Annotated in this window: 11 protein-coding genes and 1 tRNA gene; all 12 read right to left on the reverse strand. The window is 52.3% G+C overall.

Annotation, left to right across the window (positions count from 1 at the left end; genetic code table 11):
* Nucleotides 1-804 precede the first annotated feature (804 nt).
* The 12 genes from ACU52_RS03455 to ACU52_RS03510 all read right to left on the reverse strand — a co-directional run bounded on the left by ACU52_RS03455 (nt 805) and on the right by ACU52_RS03510 (nt 18,276).
* A complete protein-coding gene (locus ACU52_RS03455; RefSeq protein WP_053397775.1) occupies nt 805-1,221 on the reverse strand; it encodes a hypothetical protein in 417 nt (138 codons plus the stop codon).
* A 367-nt stretch (nt 1,222-1,588) separates the two neighbouring features.
* Nucleotides 1,589-3,709, reverse strand: coding sequence for a S46 family peptidase (locus ACU52_RS03460; RefSeq protein WP_021855989.1), 2,121 nt, complete (start codon nt 3,707-3,709; stop codon nt 1,589-1,591).
* A 112-nt stretch (nt 3,710-3,821) separates the two neighbouring features.
* A complete protein-coding gene (locus ACU52_RS03465; RefSeq protein ID WP_053397776.1) occupies nt 3,822-5,321 on the reverse strand; it encodes an oligosaccharide flippase family protein in 1,500 nt (499 codons plus the stop codon).
* Nucleotides 5,322-5,382: 61 nt separating this feature from the next.
* Nucleotides 5,383-6,615, reverse strand: coding sequence for a nucleoside recognition domain-containing protein (locus ACU52_RS03470; RefSeq protein WP_053397777.1), 1,233 nt, complete (start codon nt 6,613-6,615; stop codon nt 5,383-5,385).
* A gap of 490 nt (nt 6,616-7,105) precedes the next feature.
* A complete protein-coding gene (locus ACU52_RS03475) occupies nt 7,106-8,266 on the reverse strand; it encodes a glycosyltransferase (RefSeq protein ID WP_053397778.1) in 1,161 nt (386 codons plus the stop codon).
* A 245-nt stretch (nt 8,267-8,511) separates the two neighbouring features.
* Nucleotides 8,512-9,726 carry an alkaline phosphatase family protein gene (locus ACU52_RS03480; RefSeq protein ID WP_053397846.1) on the reverse strand — a complete coding sequence of 405 codons (1,215 nt, stop codon included), beginning with the start codon at nt 9,724-9,726 and terminating at the stop codon, nt 8,512-8,514.
* Between the two features lie 193 nt (nt 9,727-9,919).
* Nucleotides 9,920-11,086, reverse strand: coding sequence for a TlpA disulfide reductase family protein (locus ACU52_RS03485; protein WP_053397779.1), 1,167 nt, complete (start codon nt 11,084-11,086; stop codon nt 9,920-9,922).
* A gap of 1 nt (nt 11,087) precedes the next feature.
* Nucleotides 11,088-11,465, reverse strand: coding sequence for a fluoride efflux transporter CrcB (crcB, locus tag ACU52_RS03490; RefSeq protein WP_021855995.1), 378 nt, complete (start codon nt 11,463-11,465; stop codon nt 11,088-11,090).
* Nucleotides 11,466-12,269: 804 nt separating this feature from the next.
* Nucleotides 12,270-13,427 carry a PepSY-associated TM helix domain-containing protein gene (locus ACU52_RS03495; protein WP_053397780.1) on the reverse strand — a complete coding sequence of 386 codons (1,158 nt, stop codon included), beginning with the start codon at nt 13,425-13,427 and terminating at the stop codon, nt 12,270-12,272.
* A gap of 108 nt (nt 13,428-13,535) precedes the next feature.
* Nucleotides 13,536-14,969, reverse strand: a complete 1,434-nt coding sequence (locus tag ACU52_RS03500; protein ID WP_053397781.1) for a DUF4374 domain-containing protein — start codon at nt 14,967-14,969, stop codon at nt 13,536-13,538.
* 59 nt (nt 14,970-15,028) lie between these two features.
* Nucleotides 15,029-17,419: a TonB-dependent receptor gene (locus ACU52_RS03505; protein WP_394330565.1), complete on the reverse strand. Its 2,391-nt coding sequence runs from the start codon at nt 17,417-17,419 to the stop codon at nt 15,029-15,031.
* Between the two features lie 785 nt (nt 17,420-18,204).
* Nucleotides 18,205-18,276, reverse strand: a tRNA-Arg gene (locus tag ACU52_RS03510).
* Between the last annotated feature and the right edge of the window lie 14 nt (nt 18,277-18,290).

An 18,290-nucleotide genomic window follows, 5' to 3' on the forward strand; every position in this document is an offset into this window, starting at 1 on the left:
TAATCAAGGCCTTATCCCTACTGTATATTTAGCACAGACCGGGAGTTATTGTTCTGTCCGTTTTCTTACTTTATATTGAGCTGATTCTCTTTAAATATTTAGCAGACATGGCGGGCTATGTAAAGAAAAGCGGACAAAAAGCACAAATATAAAGCTATATACGGCCTAATGACCGGTCTGGGTTTATCATGGTCGCCAACACTCTTGTTTTGTCCTGACAAACAGAAAACTTTTTGATTTTGACGCTCTCAGAATGCCCGTACTCTCCGCAACATCGAGGTTTGGACTAAAAAATGCACAAAATGCAGCTTTCAAGTTAAACTATTGACATACAGCATGTTATGTGTTTTCATAAAGAAAAACGCATTTGTTAAAAAACATAACAGGCACGTTTACCACTCGAAAACGGCCCGTTTACCATCCGAAAGCATGCCTTTCACAATGCAAAAGCAATGGTTTTATGATGTAAAAATCATGATTTTGGCACAAAATCGGGCATCAAGCATAAACGAAAGTTAAAAGAACAGAACACATATAGGCCATTCTTTAACGTTTGTTATACATCGGATTTCTATTTTACAGAAAACTCTATACACGCAGAGTGTAAACATTTTTCAGTTTAGAACAAATCTGTCATCAGACCACACATAGCTTTATTTATTTTGTGCATGCAATGACAAAGCCACACACCGGGTGAGCCCGCGGCTTTATTATAATAGGTTCAGGGAAACGAAAACCATGTATTGCGCTCCTGTAAAGCACAATACATGGTTATGTATCAAGGTGAAAATACGATGAAATCGGCTATTTCACGAACTCGACACTGCCGGGAATCTTCTGCCATTTGCCTCTTACGGCAAACTTCAGCGTGCTTCCGCCCTTCTTGGTGTACGAGTAGGTGCCGTCAGAGTTGCGCTTTATCACGGCCGTGAAGTCCTCGCTGCCGTAGTCGTTGATTACTTCTATCTCGGCCTCATTCTTGCTTTTAATCTGCGACGACACGATAATCCACTTGCCCGTGCTCTGCTTAGAGGCGATGAATCCGTCCACCTTGCCCAGCACGGCCTGCCCCGGCACGTCCACGTTCTTGTCGTAGAGATTCATCGTTATGTATATTTTATATTCGTCGTTGTGCAGGGTAACGTTGAATGTTGAGTCGGTCTGCGCCGGCAACAGCAGCGGAACGAGGCTCACGAAGAGCGCAAAAATAAGTTTTTTCATAAGCTAAAATATTGTTTCTGCAAATTTAATCAGTTACGGCCAAACTCTTCTCTCAAAACATCTAAAAAACATTATAGGCGCAAATTATTTTCGTCAGCGCGGCATTTACGGTCATAACAGGCGCACGACAGAGGCTTCACGGATGCGATGAAACGGCGATTTTTCTGTCTGAAGGCCTATTATCTCCGCCACAATGCGCAATAGTAACAATAAGGTTTATATCTCCCATAGACCACGAGAAGGCCCTGGCCAGGCCTCGCAGGCATAAGACATAAAAAAGCGCGCCGCAAAAGCGGCGCGCCATAGCTAAATCATATGAAAGACAAATCCGTTATCACAACGGTATTTTATATTTACGCAGAGAGCATTACTCTACGTTCATTTCCTTGAGCAGACGGTCAGCGTGGCCCCACTTGTCCATCATGAAGATGACATAGCGGATGTCAACACCGATGCAGCGTGCCAGGTTCTTCTCGAAGTAGATGTCGCTTGACAGGCTGTCCCAGTTGCCGTCGAAGGCCAGACCGATGAGTTCGCCCTTGCCGTTGAACATAGGCGAGCCGCTGTTACCGCCGGTGATGTCGTTGTTTGTCAGGAAGCAGAGCTGCATCTTGCCCGTTGTCTTGTCCTGATACTTGCCGAAGTCCTTGGCTGAAAGGAGTTCAGACATGATAGGCTCTGCATAATAGTCAGAGAAGTTGTCGCTGGTCTTCATCTTCTTGACGATGCTCTCGGCTGTTGTATAGTAGCCTGAAGGCGAGCCGTTCATGGTGAATCCGCCAACGCGTCCGTAGCTGAGGCGCATTGTCATGTTGGCGTCGCTGTAGTGAGGCATATCCTCTTCCATGCGCAGACGTGCGGCGCAGAGATATTTCTCCTGCAGAGCTATCGAGTCGCTGAGTGTTCCAAGAGCCTCCTTCTGGTCGGCAAGATACTTCTGGAGCGACAGTCCGAGCTGTATGCCCGGGTCTTTCTCTGTACCCTTCTTGTTGAAGTAGATCTTTGCGCCCTTCTTCATGAGGATAGACTTCTTGTAGAGATAGTCAACATAAGCCTTGCAGTTGCCCTTGAACTTCTTGTCGATTGTTGTGTAGAACGACGGCAGATACTGCTTGTCTACGTGCTCGCGGTAGTTCTGGAGCAGCACAGAGAACACCTCTTTATCCAGTGCCTCGTCCCATGCGTCGCTGTTGTCCTCAAACTCGTTGTACATCTTCAGCGAGTCTTTCTCTGAGCCCTTGGCCTCCATGCCGTTGCAGTATTTGAGCGCGCGTGATGTCAGCTCGCATGTTCCGTTGAATGTTTCATACCAGTAATAGAATGCACGCATGCGGTCGAAACGCTCGCCGTAGAGCTTGGCCATCTTGTCGAAGTCGAGCTTGCCCTGCAGGTATCCTGTCTTCTCCTGATACTGGCGGATAAGTTTCTCATAAGCCTGTTTCTGGCCGATGATACCGATAGAATCGATACATTTGTTCATGCCCATAGAGTTTTTCCAGTAGTTGGCGCTCTGTGCGTACTTAGAGTCATACTTGATGCGCACAGCCTCGTCGGCCTGCATGTGGCGCTTCATTATCTCCTGCTTTACGCCGCGCACCTGCACACGTGTTGCATTGCCTGCGTCGCGCATCTCCTTGATGCCGTAAGAAGAGAGATAACGCTCGGTGCTGCCGGGATAACCAACAGTCATTGCGAAGTCGCCGTCCTTGTATCCGTCGAGCGAAACCTGTGCCCAGTGAGGTGCCTTGTAGGGCACATTGTCCTTAGAATATTCTGCCGGGCCGTTAGTCTTCGGGTCGGCATATATACGGAACACGCTGAAGTCGCATGTCTGGCGCGGCCACATCCAGTTGTCTGTCTCGCCACCGAACTTACCCATAGACTTAGGTACGGTGAAAACGAGGCGCACGTCGGTAAACATGCGGTATGTAGTGGCAAAATACTGGTTGCCTTCATAGTACGGGTCAATCTCCACGTGAAGACCCTTGTCGGCCTGACGTGCCTCTTCTGTCATAGCGGCGGCAACAGAGTCGATGAGCTGTGTGGCCTCCTCGTCAGACAGTTTGTCGATGCCGAGAGCCTTGAGGCGCTGGCTTACGTCCTCTTGCTTAACCATGAAACTAACGAAGAGGTTTTCGTTAGGAAGCTCTTCTTCATAGCTCTTGGCATAGAAGCCGTTGAGCATGTAGTCGTGCTCCACGGTAGAGTGGCTGCGTATTGCCTCAAAACCGCAGTGATGGTTGGTGAATACAAGGCCGTCGGGCGATACAACCACGCCCGAGCAGAAGCCGCCAAAGAGCACTACAGAGTTCTTGATGGCGTCCTTGCTGCCATAAATGTCGTTGTAAGGAAGACTGAAACCGTAAGATTTCATCTGGTCGTAAACAGCCTGTGGCAGGTTGTAGAGCGTCCACATTCCTTCGTCAGCATGAGCCATGGGGGCAGCCGCCATGAGCGCTGAAAGTAATAGAGCTTTTGCTTTTTTCATTGTGTATGTTTTAAAAGGATTAAGGATAATTGTCGATTATATTATTATTATCTGTTACGGTCACTGACGTCCCGCATCGCCACAGACGGCGCAAGGGGCACCGTGCGGCACGCTACTTGCGGAAGTATTTGCCGACGACGGGAAGCCCGGAGAGCGGGAAGTCGCGCTTAACGATCATTGCCATGAACATCACTATGAGCAGTGTGTTGACGCCAAGGGCAGCCCATACGGGCAGATCGGCGTTGGCAAAGCGCATGGCAACGAACATAACGAGGGCCACGCCCACATAGAGCATGATGTCTTTGACGGGATAGGCTATCGGATAATGCTTCTGTCCTACGAAGTAAGAGAGCAGCATGGCCGTGCCGTAGCCTGCAAATCCGCCCCACGCACAGGCAATGTAGCCGAAGCGGGGCACGAATATCACATTGACAAGGATGAGCACCAGGCAGCCTGCCCCGGAGAACCAGGCGCCCCAGATGGTCTTGTCGATGAGTTTATACCAGAACGACAGGTTGAAATATACGCCCATCATTATCTCTGCCGCCATCACGATGGGCACCACCTTGAGTCCGCTCCAGTAGTCGCGGCCGATGAGATGGCGCAGAATGTCCATATATCCTATCACTACGAGGAATGCCAGAAGGGTGAAGACAACAAAATACTTCATGGCCTTGGCGTAGGTTTCGCGGTTGTCTTTGTCCTTCGCCTTGCCGAACACGAACGGCTCGTAGGCATAGCGGAACGCCTGAGTTATCATGGCCATGATCATCGCTATCTTGCTGGCGGCGCCGTAGATGCCGAGCTGCGAGTGAGCATCGGCGTTCTTGTAGATATAGGGAAAGAGTATCTTGTCGGCCGTCTGATTAAGTATTCCGGCAATGCCGAGCACCAGGATGGGCCAGCTGTAAGACAGCATGCGGCGCATGAGGGCGCGGTCAAAGGTGTATTTGAAGCCCGTAAGCTCCTTGACAAGCAGGAACATAAGCGAGGCTGAGCAGAACAGGTTGATGTAGAACACATAGCCTACGCCCACCTCCGGACTGTAGATATTGCCGATGAAACCGCCGTTTCCGCCATTTTCGTAGAGCGCGGGCAGCAGCAGGAAGAACACAAGGTTGAGTGCAATGGTAAGCACGATGTTAAAGAGCTTGAGCGCGGCAAACTTTATCGGGCGCTTCTTGTAGCGCAGATATGCAAACGGGATGCACTGAAACGCGTCGAGCGCAACGGCTATTGCCATAACCCATACATATGAGGGATGCTCTGCATAGCCCATAGCCGATGAAATGGGACCTATGAACGCCAGCACCAATGCCACGAACAGGAGCGACGTGAAGCCTACTGCCATGAGCGTGGTTGAGTATACTTTCTGCGGATTTTCGCCCTCTTTGTTGGCAAAGCGGAAGAAGGTTGTCTCCATACCGTAGGTAAGGATGACGAGCAGCAGCGCCGTATAGGCATACACGTTGGTTATAACCCCGTAGCCGCCGCTTGCCGCCGAGAGTTTGGCGGTGTAGAGAGGCACGAGCAGATAGTTGAGAAAACGGCCCACGATGCTGCTCAGTCCGTAGATGGCCGTGTCTTTTGCAAGACCTTTAAGATTACTCATAATATCTAATAAGTTATATTTTCTGACATCATATTAATGCCCTTCTTACTGCCCTGCGGCATCATCCGAAAAACATATAGCATATGGCTATGGCCGCTATCACGCCGGCAAGGTCGGCCAGAAGACCGCAGGCCACGGCGTGGCGGGTGTATCTTACGCCCACGCTGCCGAAATATACGGCAAGGATATAGAACGTGGTGTCGGTTGATCCCTGGAAGATGCAGCTCAGACGGCCCACGAACGAGTCGGCGCCGTAGGTTGTCATGGCGTCCACCATCATGCCGCGCGCACCGCTGCCCGACAGCGGTTTCATCAGTGCCGTGGGCAATGCGCCCACAAAGTCGGTGTTGCCACCGCAGGCCTCAACCACCCATTTTATGCCGCCTATGAGCATATCCATGGCTCCCGAGGCGCGAAAAACGCCGATTCCAACGAGTATTGCCACCAGATAAGGTATTATCCTCACGGCCGTCGAGAAGCCGTCCTTGGCACCTTCGATGAACGCATCATAGACGTTCACCTTCTTTCTGACTCCTGCAAGGATGAATGTTATGATGATGGTGAACAGCAGAATGTTGGCCACCGACGTGCTCACGATGTTCATCTGCTCCTTGTCGAGCCTGCCGAAGCCCCACATCACGGCTGCCACCGCAACGCAAAGGCCGCCCAGAGTGAGCAGCATCACGCGGTTAAGCAGGTTGATGCGCTGGTATATACTGGTGACGATGATGCCCGTCAGCGTTGAGAAGAACGTGGCAAGGAGTATGGGGATGAATATGTCCGTGGGCTGTGCCGCGCCCATCTGGGCACGGTAGACCATTATGGAAACGGGGATGATGGTTAGCCCCGACGTGTTGAGCACGAGGAACATTATCATCGGATTCGTTGCCGTATCCTTCCTTGTGTTGAGCGTCTGCATCTGTTCCATGGCCTTGAGGCCGAGCGGAGTGGCAGCATTGTCGAGGCCGAGCATGTTGGCGGCTATGTTCATGAATATGCTGCCCGTAACGGGATGGCCCTTCGGTATGTCGGGAAAAAGGCGCGTGAACACCGGACTAAGCACCCTTGCCAGCGCATTGACCACGCCGCCGCGCTCGCCTATCTTCATTATGCCGAGCCACAGCGACAGCACGCCCGTAAGGCCGAGGGATATCTCGAAGGCCGTCTTGGACGAGGCAAACGTGGAGTTCATTATTTCGGGAAACACCTCGGTGTCGCCCATCACCACAAGCCTGAACAAGGCTATGACGAAGGCAACCACGAAAAATGCTATCCAAATATAATTCAGTACCATATAGTCTGCAAAAATAAGATTTTTATCCGGCTTTGCAAAAAGTTATGCCTTTTAATACATTTTTTCACGCTCTTTCGTCCGTCTGCGCGGCTTTTTTGCCACATGGAGGTTTCATCGGCGCCGCCACGGCGCATCACATGAATCACAGAACGACAACTGATGGGCGCATGGCCCGAACGGACGAAAAGCCGGGATATATGTAAATATTTTTTATCATGTCGCAGACGGCTTTGCAAAAGGCCATGTTTCGCGCTGCAAAAGATGCCCTTTCAGCGCCCGAAAGGGCACCTTTCAGAGGCTAAAAGACGGTCTTTTGGAAAGCCGTCTGTAACTATCTTACTGACAAGGCGTTGCCGACGGCACCATTGTCCGCCCGGCAACGCCTTAGAATGTGTGTCATAAATAGTATAGAAATAAAGGTTTTTGCTGTATCATGTATGCCGCCACGGGCGTCGTCACGACGCAGACGGCCGTATAATCATCCTTGAAATCATGCCGAGAGCATGCCTCCGCGACGGCGCACGAGATGCATGTAGCGGTCGTAGACCTCGTCGGCTATGTCCTGCCATGAGCGTGCCAGCGTGGCGCGTGCGTTGTCGCCGGCAGCACGGCGCAGGCGATCGTCGGCAAGAATCTGCACCAGGCGCTCCGTAAAGCCCTGCTCGTCGGCACTGCACAAAAAGCCGTTTACGTTGTCTCTTATCACGCTTGCAGCCGTCGAGCCTTGCGCCATGAGCGACGGCGTGTGCATGGCAGCCGCCTCGCGCACCACGAGCGGGGCGTTGTCGTAGAGCGACGGAAAAAGGAACACGTCGGCAGCGGCATAACAGCGCTTCAGCTTCTCGCGGTCGGTTATCTGTCCGAGGAACGTCACTCTGTCGTCAAGTCCCTTTGACTGCACCATCTGCCGCAGTTCGCCGGCGGCATATCCCGTGCCAATGAAATACATGTGCCATGAGCGGTCGCGCATGTTGGCGAGCGAACGGATGATGAGCTGCGGATTCTTCTCATAGATATGCTGCCCCACGAAGAGCAGCACCGGCTCGCAGCGTCCTGCCCCGAGCATCGCGCGGCCTTCGCTTCTGAGCAGGTCTGTGCGTGTGTCGGCGGCAAAGTCGTTGCCGTTGTCCACCACTTCCACCCTGCCCTTGTAGCCATATTCGCGCAGAGTCTCCTCGACAGATGCCTGCGGAATCCACACCTCATCGGCCTGACTGTAGAAGTCGACGACGTTTTTCACCATATAGTCGACAACCATCCTGTTTGGTATGGCGCGCTCAAAGTCGGCCCGGTATTTAGAGTGGAACGTGGCAACGATGGGGATGTTCTGCTCGCGCGCAATCTTCAGCGCCAGCCTGCCCGACGAAAACGGACTGTGGGCATGCACCAGCGAGAAGCCGACTTTGCCTATACGGGAGCGGAAAGGCAGGTCGACACGCGGGAAGCCCATGCGGTAAGGCTTGCGCATGGGTATGGGCAGAGAGAAGTAATTGTAAACGGGAAACTCCTCATCATACACCGTACCGGGCACCGAAGGCGTCACCACACACACGTTGTTGCACTTGCGGTTGAGCCACCGCGCATAGTTCTGCACCGTTACAGACACCCCGTCCATTATCGGCGGAAAGCAGTCGTTGAAAATTCCGAGCATCTTTTATATGTTTTATCTTGTTATGCCGCAAAGTAACAAAACACTGATTACTCCGGCATTGCTATCGTCTGACAATAGCGTTTCAATGTGTTTACCTTTGTGTTACTTGATGTCTCAATGCCGTTCAACGCCCGTTCTGCGTGCTTATTCTGTCCTTCACGGTTGACATTCACGGCACCTGACGGAACAAAAAAAGCGGAGGCGTGCCGCCGCACTGCCTCCGCAAAGAATATATGTATATGGTTTTATTGTCCAACCGGCGCGAGCATATCCGCCACGTCGCCTATGTTGCCGTCGCAAGGGGCAGGCTCTATGCCCAGCAGACGCGACAGAAGAGGATATATGCAGGTGTTGTCGAACATGGCAGTCTTCACATATCCGTGCTTGAAGTCGGGCCCCTCGGCACGGAAGGGCACGTTAAGTTCTGAGTTGTAGGGGTCGAATCCGTGGTTGCCGGGTATCACCCTGCCGTCTTCCGACACCACCCAGCCCACGTCAGGCATTACCACTATCGGCGCAATGTTGTGGTTGGTGCCGTAATGGAAGCACTCGGGCACTTCATCCTTCTTCCACGTCCGTATGTGAGCCACGCCCCTCAGGGCATTCATTATGTCGTCCTCGTGCCCCTTATTGGGGAATATCAGCGTGGGCAGGTCTGCCATGACGCGCTCACACCATTCGGGTTTCAGATATTCTGAGAGGCGTATTATGCGCTCGGGCGACGTGGATGCCATGCCGTGGTCGGACGTAACAATGAAGTTGATGTCCTGTCCGCAGGGCAGCGCGCGCAGCCTTTTGTACAGGCTACACATCAGCGAGTCGAGCTCCTCGACGGCCTTACGCGTCTGCTTTGATGCCGGTCCGTACGAATGTCCGCTGTGGTCTGGCTCGTTAAAGTATATCATCACGAGCTGCGGGCGCACGCTGTCGGGCAGCGTCAGCAGGCGTTCTGCCTCGTCAAGTCGTTCGGGAAATGTCAGCAGAGGCTTCTTTGCATAGTCCTTGTAGTAGTCGGGATACATGCCTTTGATGGCCACATCAGAGCCTGGCCAGTAGACCACGCCCACCTTTACGCCCTGCCGCTTTGCCGTAAGCCATATCGGTTCGCCTCCGTAGAACGAGCCGTCCTTGCTCGTTGCCTTGTCGCTTATGCTGTAGGTGCGGCCCGAAGCCACGTCATAAAACCTGTTGGCTATTATTCCGTGATGGTCGGGCACGAGTCCTGTGGCAAGCGTATAGTGGTTGGGGAATGTCTTCGAGGGGAACGACGGGCGCATAACGGCGCTAACGCCGCGGCTTCCGAGCGAGTCGAGAAACGGCGTGTCGTACATCATCGGATAGTCCCAGCGGCATCCGTCGAGCGACACTATCACCGTGTAATGACGCCCGGCGCACAGCCTTACGGCTGCAAATGCGAGCAGCAGGAAGGTAAGCAAGCTAATTTTTCTAATGTTCTTCATCTCTATTATCACGTATTTATAAATGTTGAATGTCATCATGCACAAGGCGGGGGCAAAGCCTCAACGCTCTGTTATAATTTAAGGCGGGTTCTATAAATCCGGCTTCCGATGACTGTCTTTGCTGCTGTCATGCTGTCTATTCCGAATTTATAGAACCCGCCTTTACTCTTTTGCCTTGGCCTTACCTCTGATATCAGTTAAGCAGGGCGTTTATCTCGGCGTCTATGTCAGTTATCTGCGAGTCGCGCTTCTTCACCTCGTTGTTGCGGTCTATGAGGAAGAAGGTTGGTATGCTGCTCACGTTATAAGCGGCAAGGTTCTGCGACTGCAGTCCCTGCGGGTCTCTTACGCTTATCCAGGGCAGTGCGGCAGTCTGCGTTTTCCAGAAGTGTTCGTCCGGATCGAACGCCACCTGATATATCTCGAAGCCGCGGTCGTGATATTTGTTATACAGCTCGCGCATCTCCATTATACGCTTCGTAGAGCCGTTTGAGCCGAAGACATGGAAGTCGAGCATCACCACCTTGCCCTTCAGGTCGGTCAGGCTGCGGCGGTTGCCCTGATTGTCGAGCAGCGAGATGTCTATGATGTTAGACACGTTCACCTTGCTGGCGTCGATGTTCTGGGCTGCCATCTTGTTGCGCATGATGCGCACGTTCTTCATGCCTTCTATGGCTATGTTGTGCAGGTTCTTGCCTCTCAGGGCGTCGGGATGATAAGTGTCCCAGCTTGTTGCCACCGCTGCAAACACCTTAACGTCGTCGGCATTCTCGCGCGGGTTGAATATCAGCATGTTGCCGAGCGTCTGGAACAGGGCGAAATACGAAGATGCGCGCATCGGTGCCTTATAGATATAGTTGCGCTTTATGTCTTCCTTATATGCTGCCACGAGCTTTCCGATGCTGTCGCGCGTAAGGTCGTAGCCCAGGTTGGGGTTGTTCTGTACGGCTATCACGCGGTTCTGCAGGTCTATCTGCTTCAGGGCGAGCTCTCTGATGGTGGCACATTCGGCCGAGCCGTCAACGGTATATCCCGTTGCCATAGAGGGATACGACGCCTTTACGTCAACCGTCTCGGTTGAGTCAACGCTGAGGTTGATTATCTGTCCGGCTATTCTGAGCCTGTAGAACTCGGGAGCATCGGGAGCCTTTCCGCTGAAGTTGAAGGCACCTTTGTCGTCGAGCTTAACCGAATCGACCACCACCGGTCCGTCGAGACTCATGTTCTCAAGATACAGCACAGAGTCTTTAGCCTCGGAGACAGTTCCGTTTATATGAAACTTCTTGTTGTTGCAGGAGGTCAGCATGGCCGCCATGAGGGCCAGCGTGCACAAGCATAATGATGAAAACGTCTTCTTCATTTTATATTAGTTTTATTATTTGCAATCCGGCAAACACGGCCAGCAGTCCCAGCGCCACGCTGCCGCCGACATAAAGGGCCATCATGGCCGCGCTGTCGGCACGCAGGAGCGAGAGCGACTCGTTCATGAACGTGCTGAACGTGGTGAATCCTCCGCAGAAGCCTACCGTGAGGAGAAGCTTCAGCGCAGGGCTTATACTGATGTTGTTTTCCGCAAGTCCGTAGACCATGCCTATCAGCAGGCATCCCAGAATGTTGACCGTCATGGTGCCGAAGGGGAAATTAGACAGTGCATTGTCCTGCACAAGCTTCGACAGCAGATAGCGGGCCACGCTGCCGCAGGCTCCGCCCAAGGCCACTAAAAGTATATTTTTCAACATGCTTGCAAAGTTAATGCAAGTTGAGTGAAATACAAAATAAAAGGGCGTGAAACAGTCTTTTATTTTTATTTCCGAGACGAAGCTTAACTTATTCAAAGTTAATGCAAGTTGAGTGAAATACAAAATAAAAGAACGTGAAACAGTCTTTTATTTTTATTTCCGAGACGAAGCTTAACTTATTCAAAGTTAATGCAAGTTGAGTGAAATACAAAATAAAAGAACGTGAAACAGTCTTTTATTTTTATTTCCGTAGACGAAGCTTAACTTATTCAAAGTTAATGCAAGTTGAGTGAAATACAAATAAAGAACGTGAAACAGTCTTTTAGTTTTTATTTCCGAGACGAAGCTTAACTTATTCAAAGTTAATGCAAGTTGAGTGAAATACAAAATAAAAGAACGTGGAACAGTCTTTTATTTTATTTACGGGACAATATTTACATTATCAAAATATGAAGCACGACAGGAAACGAGGCCGACTAATCCGCAAACGCCAAAAATCTGTAAGCAAAACTTGCCTTAATACTTACAGCATCTGCCGCCGACATATCTACAAAAGAAAACCGTTAAGCAAAACAAAGCATATTGCTTACAATATAAAAGGTCATCTTTCAGACGGCAAAAGACGGCCTTTTAGACGGCAAAAGGTGGCCTTTTGGAATGCAAAAGACCACCTTTCATCTTATATATATCTGTCCGCCGGACAATCGTGCCTATACCATGACATCAGGACGCGGCATAAACCAACCGTCCGGCCGCCTACATTAACTCAATACATACGCCCAGTTTGCGCCATCCGAGACATCATCATCGCACACGGCGGCGCAGGCGGCGTATCCACAGATAATAGCCCGTAAGGGGCAGCGTGGCGCCAAACAGGGCGGCGACGAACCACAGCAAGCGCGTGAGCATACCGCCCCACGTGCCCATGTGGACAGACATTATCCAGCCGCGCAGCTTTGACGACCTTGCCGAATCGGCGTAGGGCGACGCCGACGTTATGCTGCCCGTCGACTTGTCGAACGTATATTTGTCGGCAGCACGCTGGTTGCCAAGTCCGCCAAAAGCCACCTCGGCCGTACCGTCCGACACGGTTATCTGCTCATATTCGGGGTTGCGGGCGCGCAAGGCGTCATAGGCAGTCTGCCACATGGCACACGCGGCAGCATCATTCCGGCCCTTTTCACGCGCGCCTTCAGCCCTATTCCTGTCTCCTTTCGCCTTGCTTTTTTCCTTCTTCGCCTGCTCGGCATATGCCACGGCACCGCTCTTGGGCACCTCGCCGACGCCGAAGAGGGCATAGAAGCCCTTGCTGTACCACTGGAACGACCATGTAAGTCCGGTAAGAGCCATGACGAGCAACAGCAGCAGGACATACATTCCGCCTGCCACGTGCAGACCTCGCCACAGCAGATGGCGGCCCTTCGATGCGGTTATCTTCAGGCTGTTGCGCAGCATGCGGCGCGTCTTAGGCCACCATATCACCACGCCCGACAGCAGCACCAGCACAAAAACAATGGTGGATATGCCCACAACGGTGCGGCCCCAGAACACTCCGCCGCTGTCGTCACGGTTGTCTAACAGCCAGCGGTGAAGCCGCTGCATGGTTTCGAAAAACGCCGGCCGCTCATACAGCCCCTTCACCTCGCCCGTATACTGGTCTACATACACGGCAGCGCGGCGCGGCTTTGAGAGATTCACCTTGCATGCCATCTCAGGGTCGGCATACATCGTTACGCCCGTAACCCTTACGTCTTCGGGCAGCGTCTGCTCAACGCTCCTCACGAGACTTTCTATCGGCAGCGCCGTGTGCTGAGGTCTGTCTACATACAGCATGTCGTGCCTAAGCAGCTTAACGGCCTCGGGCTCAAACACAAGCATGGCGCCCGAGAAACATATCAGCGTGACTATGATGCCGAAAGGCACCGAAAGCCACAAGTGAAACTTTAAGAAAATCTTTTTCATATACTATTATTCAACGTCATTTCTGTCAAATTATTATCTGCCGGAACATGCTAAGATGCACTCCGGCAGACCTCCGCCTGCATGACGGCGACATATCATCAGCACTGATCAGTCAATGCGTCCTACGGCCGTCACTGTGGTTGCACCGCTGACGGTGAGCCCCTTTGTGGCCGCACCTGTGGCAGGATCAATCTTCCATATGGCAGGATAGCCCGACCCGGTGTTCACCGACACATAGGCATATCCGTCGGCCATGTAAGGCGTTGAGCCGAAGCCTGACACGTCAGAGGGCAGGCCCGTGACATCGGTCAGAGTCTTTGCCGACGCATTGAACACGGCAAGGCGGTTAGCAGTCTTGTCCGATGAGGTTATCGGGGCATCATACATAAGGAACAGAAAGCTGTCGCCGCCGATATACCAACTGCGCAGAAGTCCGTTGGGCGACAGCTGCTCAAGGTTGCAATAATAGTCGTCAAAGTCCTCGGTCGACGTGTCTATGCGCACCACTCCTGCCGGCAGCGTGGTCTGCTGGCGTGCATCGGCCATCGTCTTGGCATAACTGGGCGATATGACGTAGACATACCGGCCGTCGTCCGTTGCCCATACCATCTGATAATACTGCGACTTGTTGCGTCCGCAGGCATAACTTATCTTGTCGGTCTTTATCAGTTTCTTCTCCTTCAGCGTCCTGTCGGCAAACACAGCCACCCAACATTCGTCGGGCCACTGGGTCCATTGCAGTTCATCTTTGTCGTAAGCGCTGCTGTTTGTGCCGCCGCTCTCGGTCTTGATAAGGTCTTCATAGCCCGGGCGCACCCACTTATACTGGGTGCGGGCATCGTCTGTAAACTGCTGGCAGCCATACTGCGACAGTCCCATCGGCACGGCTGCGCTGTATATCTTGCTGCCCACCTGCTCCAGTCCGGCAAGAGTTACATACTCGCCGTTGCCCAGAAAGTTCTCGCAGATATAGTCTTCATCGGCCACGGAAGTATCGTTGCCGTCAGTAGCAACGGTGTTCGACTCGAATGTCTCGCTGTCAACATCGAGATAAGACACCTTGAACGCCTGCGGCAGATAGCCCGTAACGGGGTCGGCCCATGACGCGTTGCCGTCGCCGCTCGACGTCGTCATGATGTAGTTGTCATACAGGCCGTAGGTGGTGAAGCGCGTAACGTAATACTCCTTGGCACGCTGCTCAAGCGCACCTGTAGCGCTGTTGCGCACATAAGAGTAGGTTGTGCCGCTCTCGCCCTGATGATAGTTGAGCGCATAAAGATACTTGCGGCCGTGGAACACCCAGTAGGTGGCGCCGTCGTTGGCAAGTCCCGAAGGCGTTATCTCGCCCTCAAGCGACGCTGCCGAGGTGAGGATGTTGGCCGTGGTGTTAGAGCCTGTGACTGTGGTTGCTATCACATAAGGGTTCGTAATGCCTGAAGCTGCACCTCCGCCATCGTCAGCGGCATCGTCAGAACATGACGCAAAGAAAACTCCGGACGCAGCAATGGCCAGCATTCCGGCAAGGAAACGGTTCTTATTCATTTGTCTTAAATTTATTATTTAGTTTAACTTTATCGTTTATCCTTCGTGTAACCGGCATCTCATCTGCCTAAATATATCCTCACCTTGCCGTAGAATGCGCGCCCCGCCTTTTGCAGACTGAAGTTGTCGTAGAGCTTCTCATTGGTGAAGTTGCGGCACTCAAGCGACACGTTGTAGCGTCCGCGGCACATGCTGTAGGTAAGAGTGAGGTTGTGGGAGAACTGCGTAGGCACCATATAGTCGCTCAGATTGACGGCCTGCACGCCTTCGGAATAGTAACAGAAGCTGTGCAGATACTGGTTGTCGTAGGTCACTGTGAGCATGTTTCCTTCTTTCAGAAGGTCGTGCCAGTAGAAGTTTACGTCGGCATCGGCAAACTGCCATGGCACGTTTGGCATGCGCGACTTATACACGGGATTGGCCACCGAGGTGCTGCCCACCATTATCTTCTCGTTGTCGCGCACGTCCATGCGGGTGAAGTTGCCGCCAATGCTGAGCCAGCGGCCCATGGTGTAGCGTGCCGAAAGATTGAATCCGGTTGTCTTCACCTTGCCGTAGTTCTCATAGTAGGCACCCTCGCGGTTGCCGCTGAGCTCGGCAATGCTGCGCTGGATGTAGTCGCGCGTGTCGCGGTAGACCAGTCCGCCCTCGACGTAAAGCGAGTGACTGCCGAACGACTTGCTCCAGCTGAGGCTGAGATTGACGTTGTCGCTGCGCTCAGGACGTATGAGCACGCTGCCCGTCTCGAGGTCTTCGTCGCCGAACATCTCCTCTATCGTGGGCAGGCGGCAAGCCTTTTCATACGACAGCTTGGCCTGCAGTCCGTCAACGATGAAACAGGTTCCGGCCGCGCCATAGCCCCAGGAGTCTATCGTACGGCTGGTTTTTACATAGCTGCTTGCGTTCTCGTCGACAGCCACCGGCCCCGACACATACTGGCGGTAGTACTTGCCAAAGAGCGAGATGTTCCACTTTTCCGAAGGCAGGAGCCTGTATGAGAGTCCGGCTATGTTCTTTCTCATGTCCTTGGATATGGGGTCTTTGTCCTCTCGTCCGTACAGAAGCGACGTGTTGTCGCGGCTAAAGGCATTGAACACGTTGTTGAATGTCAGCGTGTGCATCCTCGCTATGCGGTATGTTATGTTGAGAGTGGCATTCCAGTTGTCGTTGTCTGCCCTCGAGTAGAGATACGACTGCTCTCCCGGAGAACTTGTGCGCTGCCGCTCGCCGAGCCAGTTGTAGCGGTAGCTTGCCGTGTCGACGTTGGTGGTTGAGTTGCGGTTATAGTTGGCTGTGGCCACGAGGCTTAGCCCCTTGACAAAGAGGTCGCGCTTTGAATACTCGATCGACGGCATGAGCGAATAGCCGTGGCGGTGTTTCTGTCCGTACACTGTCTTCTGTCTTACGCCTGTCTGTATCTCCTTGTACATGTGCGAATAGGTGAAGCCGAACATCAGCCTGTCGGCCCAGCTCTTGTCTGTCAGTCCGAACTTTGCCACCACTGCCTCGTTATGATAGGTGTCGTTGAAGCGCTTTACGCTGTAGAGCGTCTTTGTGTCGATGCTCTGCGAGCCGAAGTCGAGCACCGGAGCATCAACGCGGTAGCTGTTGTCGGAGTAGTTCTGAAAGGCGTTTATCTCATAGGTAAAGCCGTTCTTGAACGTCTGTCCGAAGTTTATATACGACTTATGTGTATTGAATGAGCCATACGAGTAGGATGCGTCAAGAAACCAGCTGCGGCGCTTGCGGTTGGTTACGATGTTGACAACGCCGCCTATGGCATCGGTGCCGAAGCCCACGGGCACCACGCCCTTGTAGACCTCTATGCGGTCGGCAAAGCTCACGGGTATGTTGTTCAGCCCGAACGAGCTGCCCACGCCTTCCTGCGGCACGCCGTCGATGAATATCTTTACGTGCTTGCCGCTGAAGCCGTCGAGCATCAGGTTCATGTCCGACCCTACTCCGCCCGACTCCCTGAGCTTTAGTCCGGGCGTCTTGGCGAGGGCCTCGCTCAGCGTCTTGGTGGTGTTGAGCATGTCGCGGGTGTCAACTGCCACGGCGTTGTAGGCTGAGTTTTTCACTCTGCTTACGCCTGCCGACACCACCGAAACCTCGTCAAGCTGTATGGCGTCCTCCTTCATACGGACATTCAGCTTCTGCCTTACGCCTGCCTCGATGGCGACGGTCTGCTCTACGGTCTTGTATCCTACGGCCGACACCACAAGGCTGTAGCGCCCTGCCGGGGCGGTTATATGATATATGCCCTGCATGTCTGTATGGCCGCCGTATGATGTGCCCTTCAGCCTGACCGTGGCGTATTCCACTGCCTGCTTGCCGTCTGTTACTATCTTTCCCGATATTGTTCCGCTGCCGCCTGTCTGCGCATGCAGTGTAAGCGATATAAGAACATTAATTAAAATAAGCGTTAATCTAAAGCCTTTTGCTTTCACTTTGACAAGTATTTTCGTTAATAAATAAAACCGCTGCAAAGTTAATTGTAAATAAAAATGCCTGCAATAGCAAAAAATCGGTATTTTTATGGCCCTGCAGAGGCACACACTTGCCGGGGCGGATAATAATTTATGGGTATTCAGGACGACGGAACGAAAAGATGTTAAATAAGTTAATTGGCTATGCCAAGACAGCCGTATTTTTGAAAGCGGAACGTATTTTGGCATGAAAAACACGAAAAAACGGCATGTTTTATAACACCTTATTAATCAGCACATTATGCAAACGGCATGACAAATGGTACGAAACGGCAATGCGAAAGGCCACCTTTTGCAAGGCGAAAGGATAGCTTTCAGGGCGTAAAAGGATGCCTTTTGCAGCGTAAGAGCATGCCTTTCTGACTGAAAAACGGGGCGAAAATCAATGAAAGAATGATGAGCTTGGGGAATTTCTGACCATAAACGGCATGACGGACATGACAAAACGGACATTAGAGCGGCAAGACACGGCCCCGTGAAACGCCGAAACGCGCTCCGCGATGTGTTAAAACAAAAGGCTGAAACCGGCCTCAACGTTAAAATATCATAATGTTATGACACAATTCAGCGGCTGTTGCGTATATATAAAGCGGAGGCACAACGCACCTGCCGCAAGGCCCTCGCCTGCCGCTCATGCCTACGCCCCGGCTGCCTGACGGCACGCTGGCCAGAGCGGCTACGGCATGCACATATACGGCAGGGCGGCAAAACAAAAAGCGGCAACCGCATGGATGCCGCTCTGAAAGTGGTCTCACCGAGAATCGAACTCGGATCTAATCTTTAGGAGAGACTTGTTCTATCCATTGAACTATGAGACCAATCCGACTGCAAA

This window comes from Xylanibacter rarus, from assembly GCF_001275135.1.
Taxonomy (GTDB): domain Bacteria; phylum Bacteroidota; class Bacteroidia; order Bacteroidales; family Bacteroidaceae; genus Prevotella; species Prevotella rara.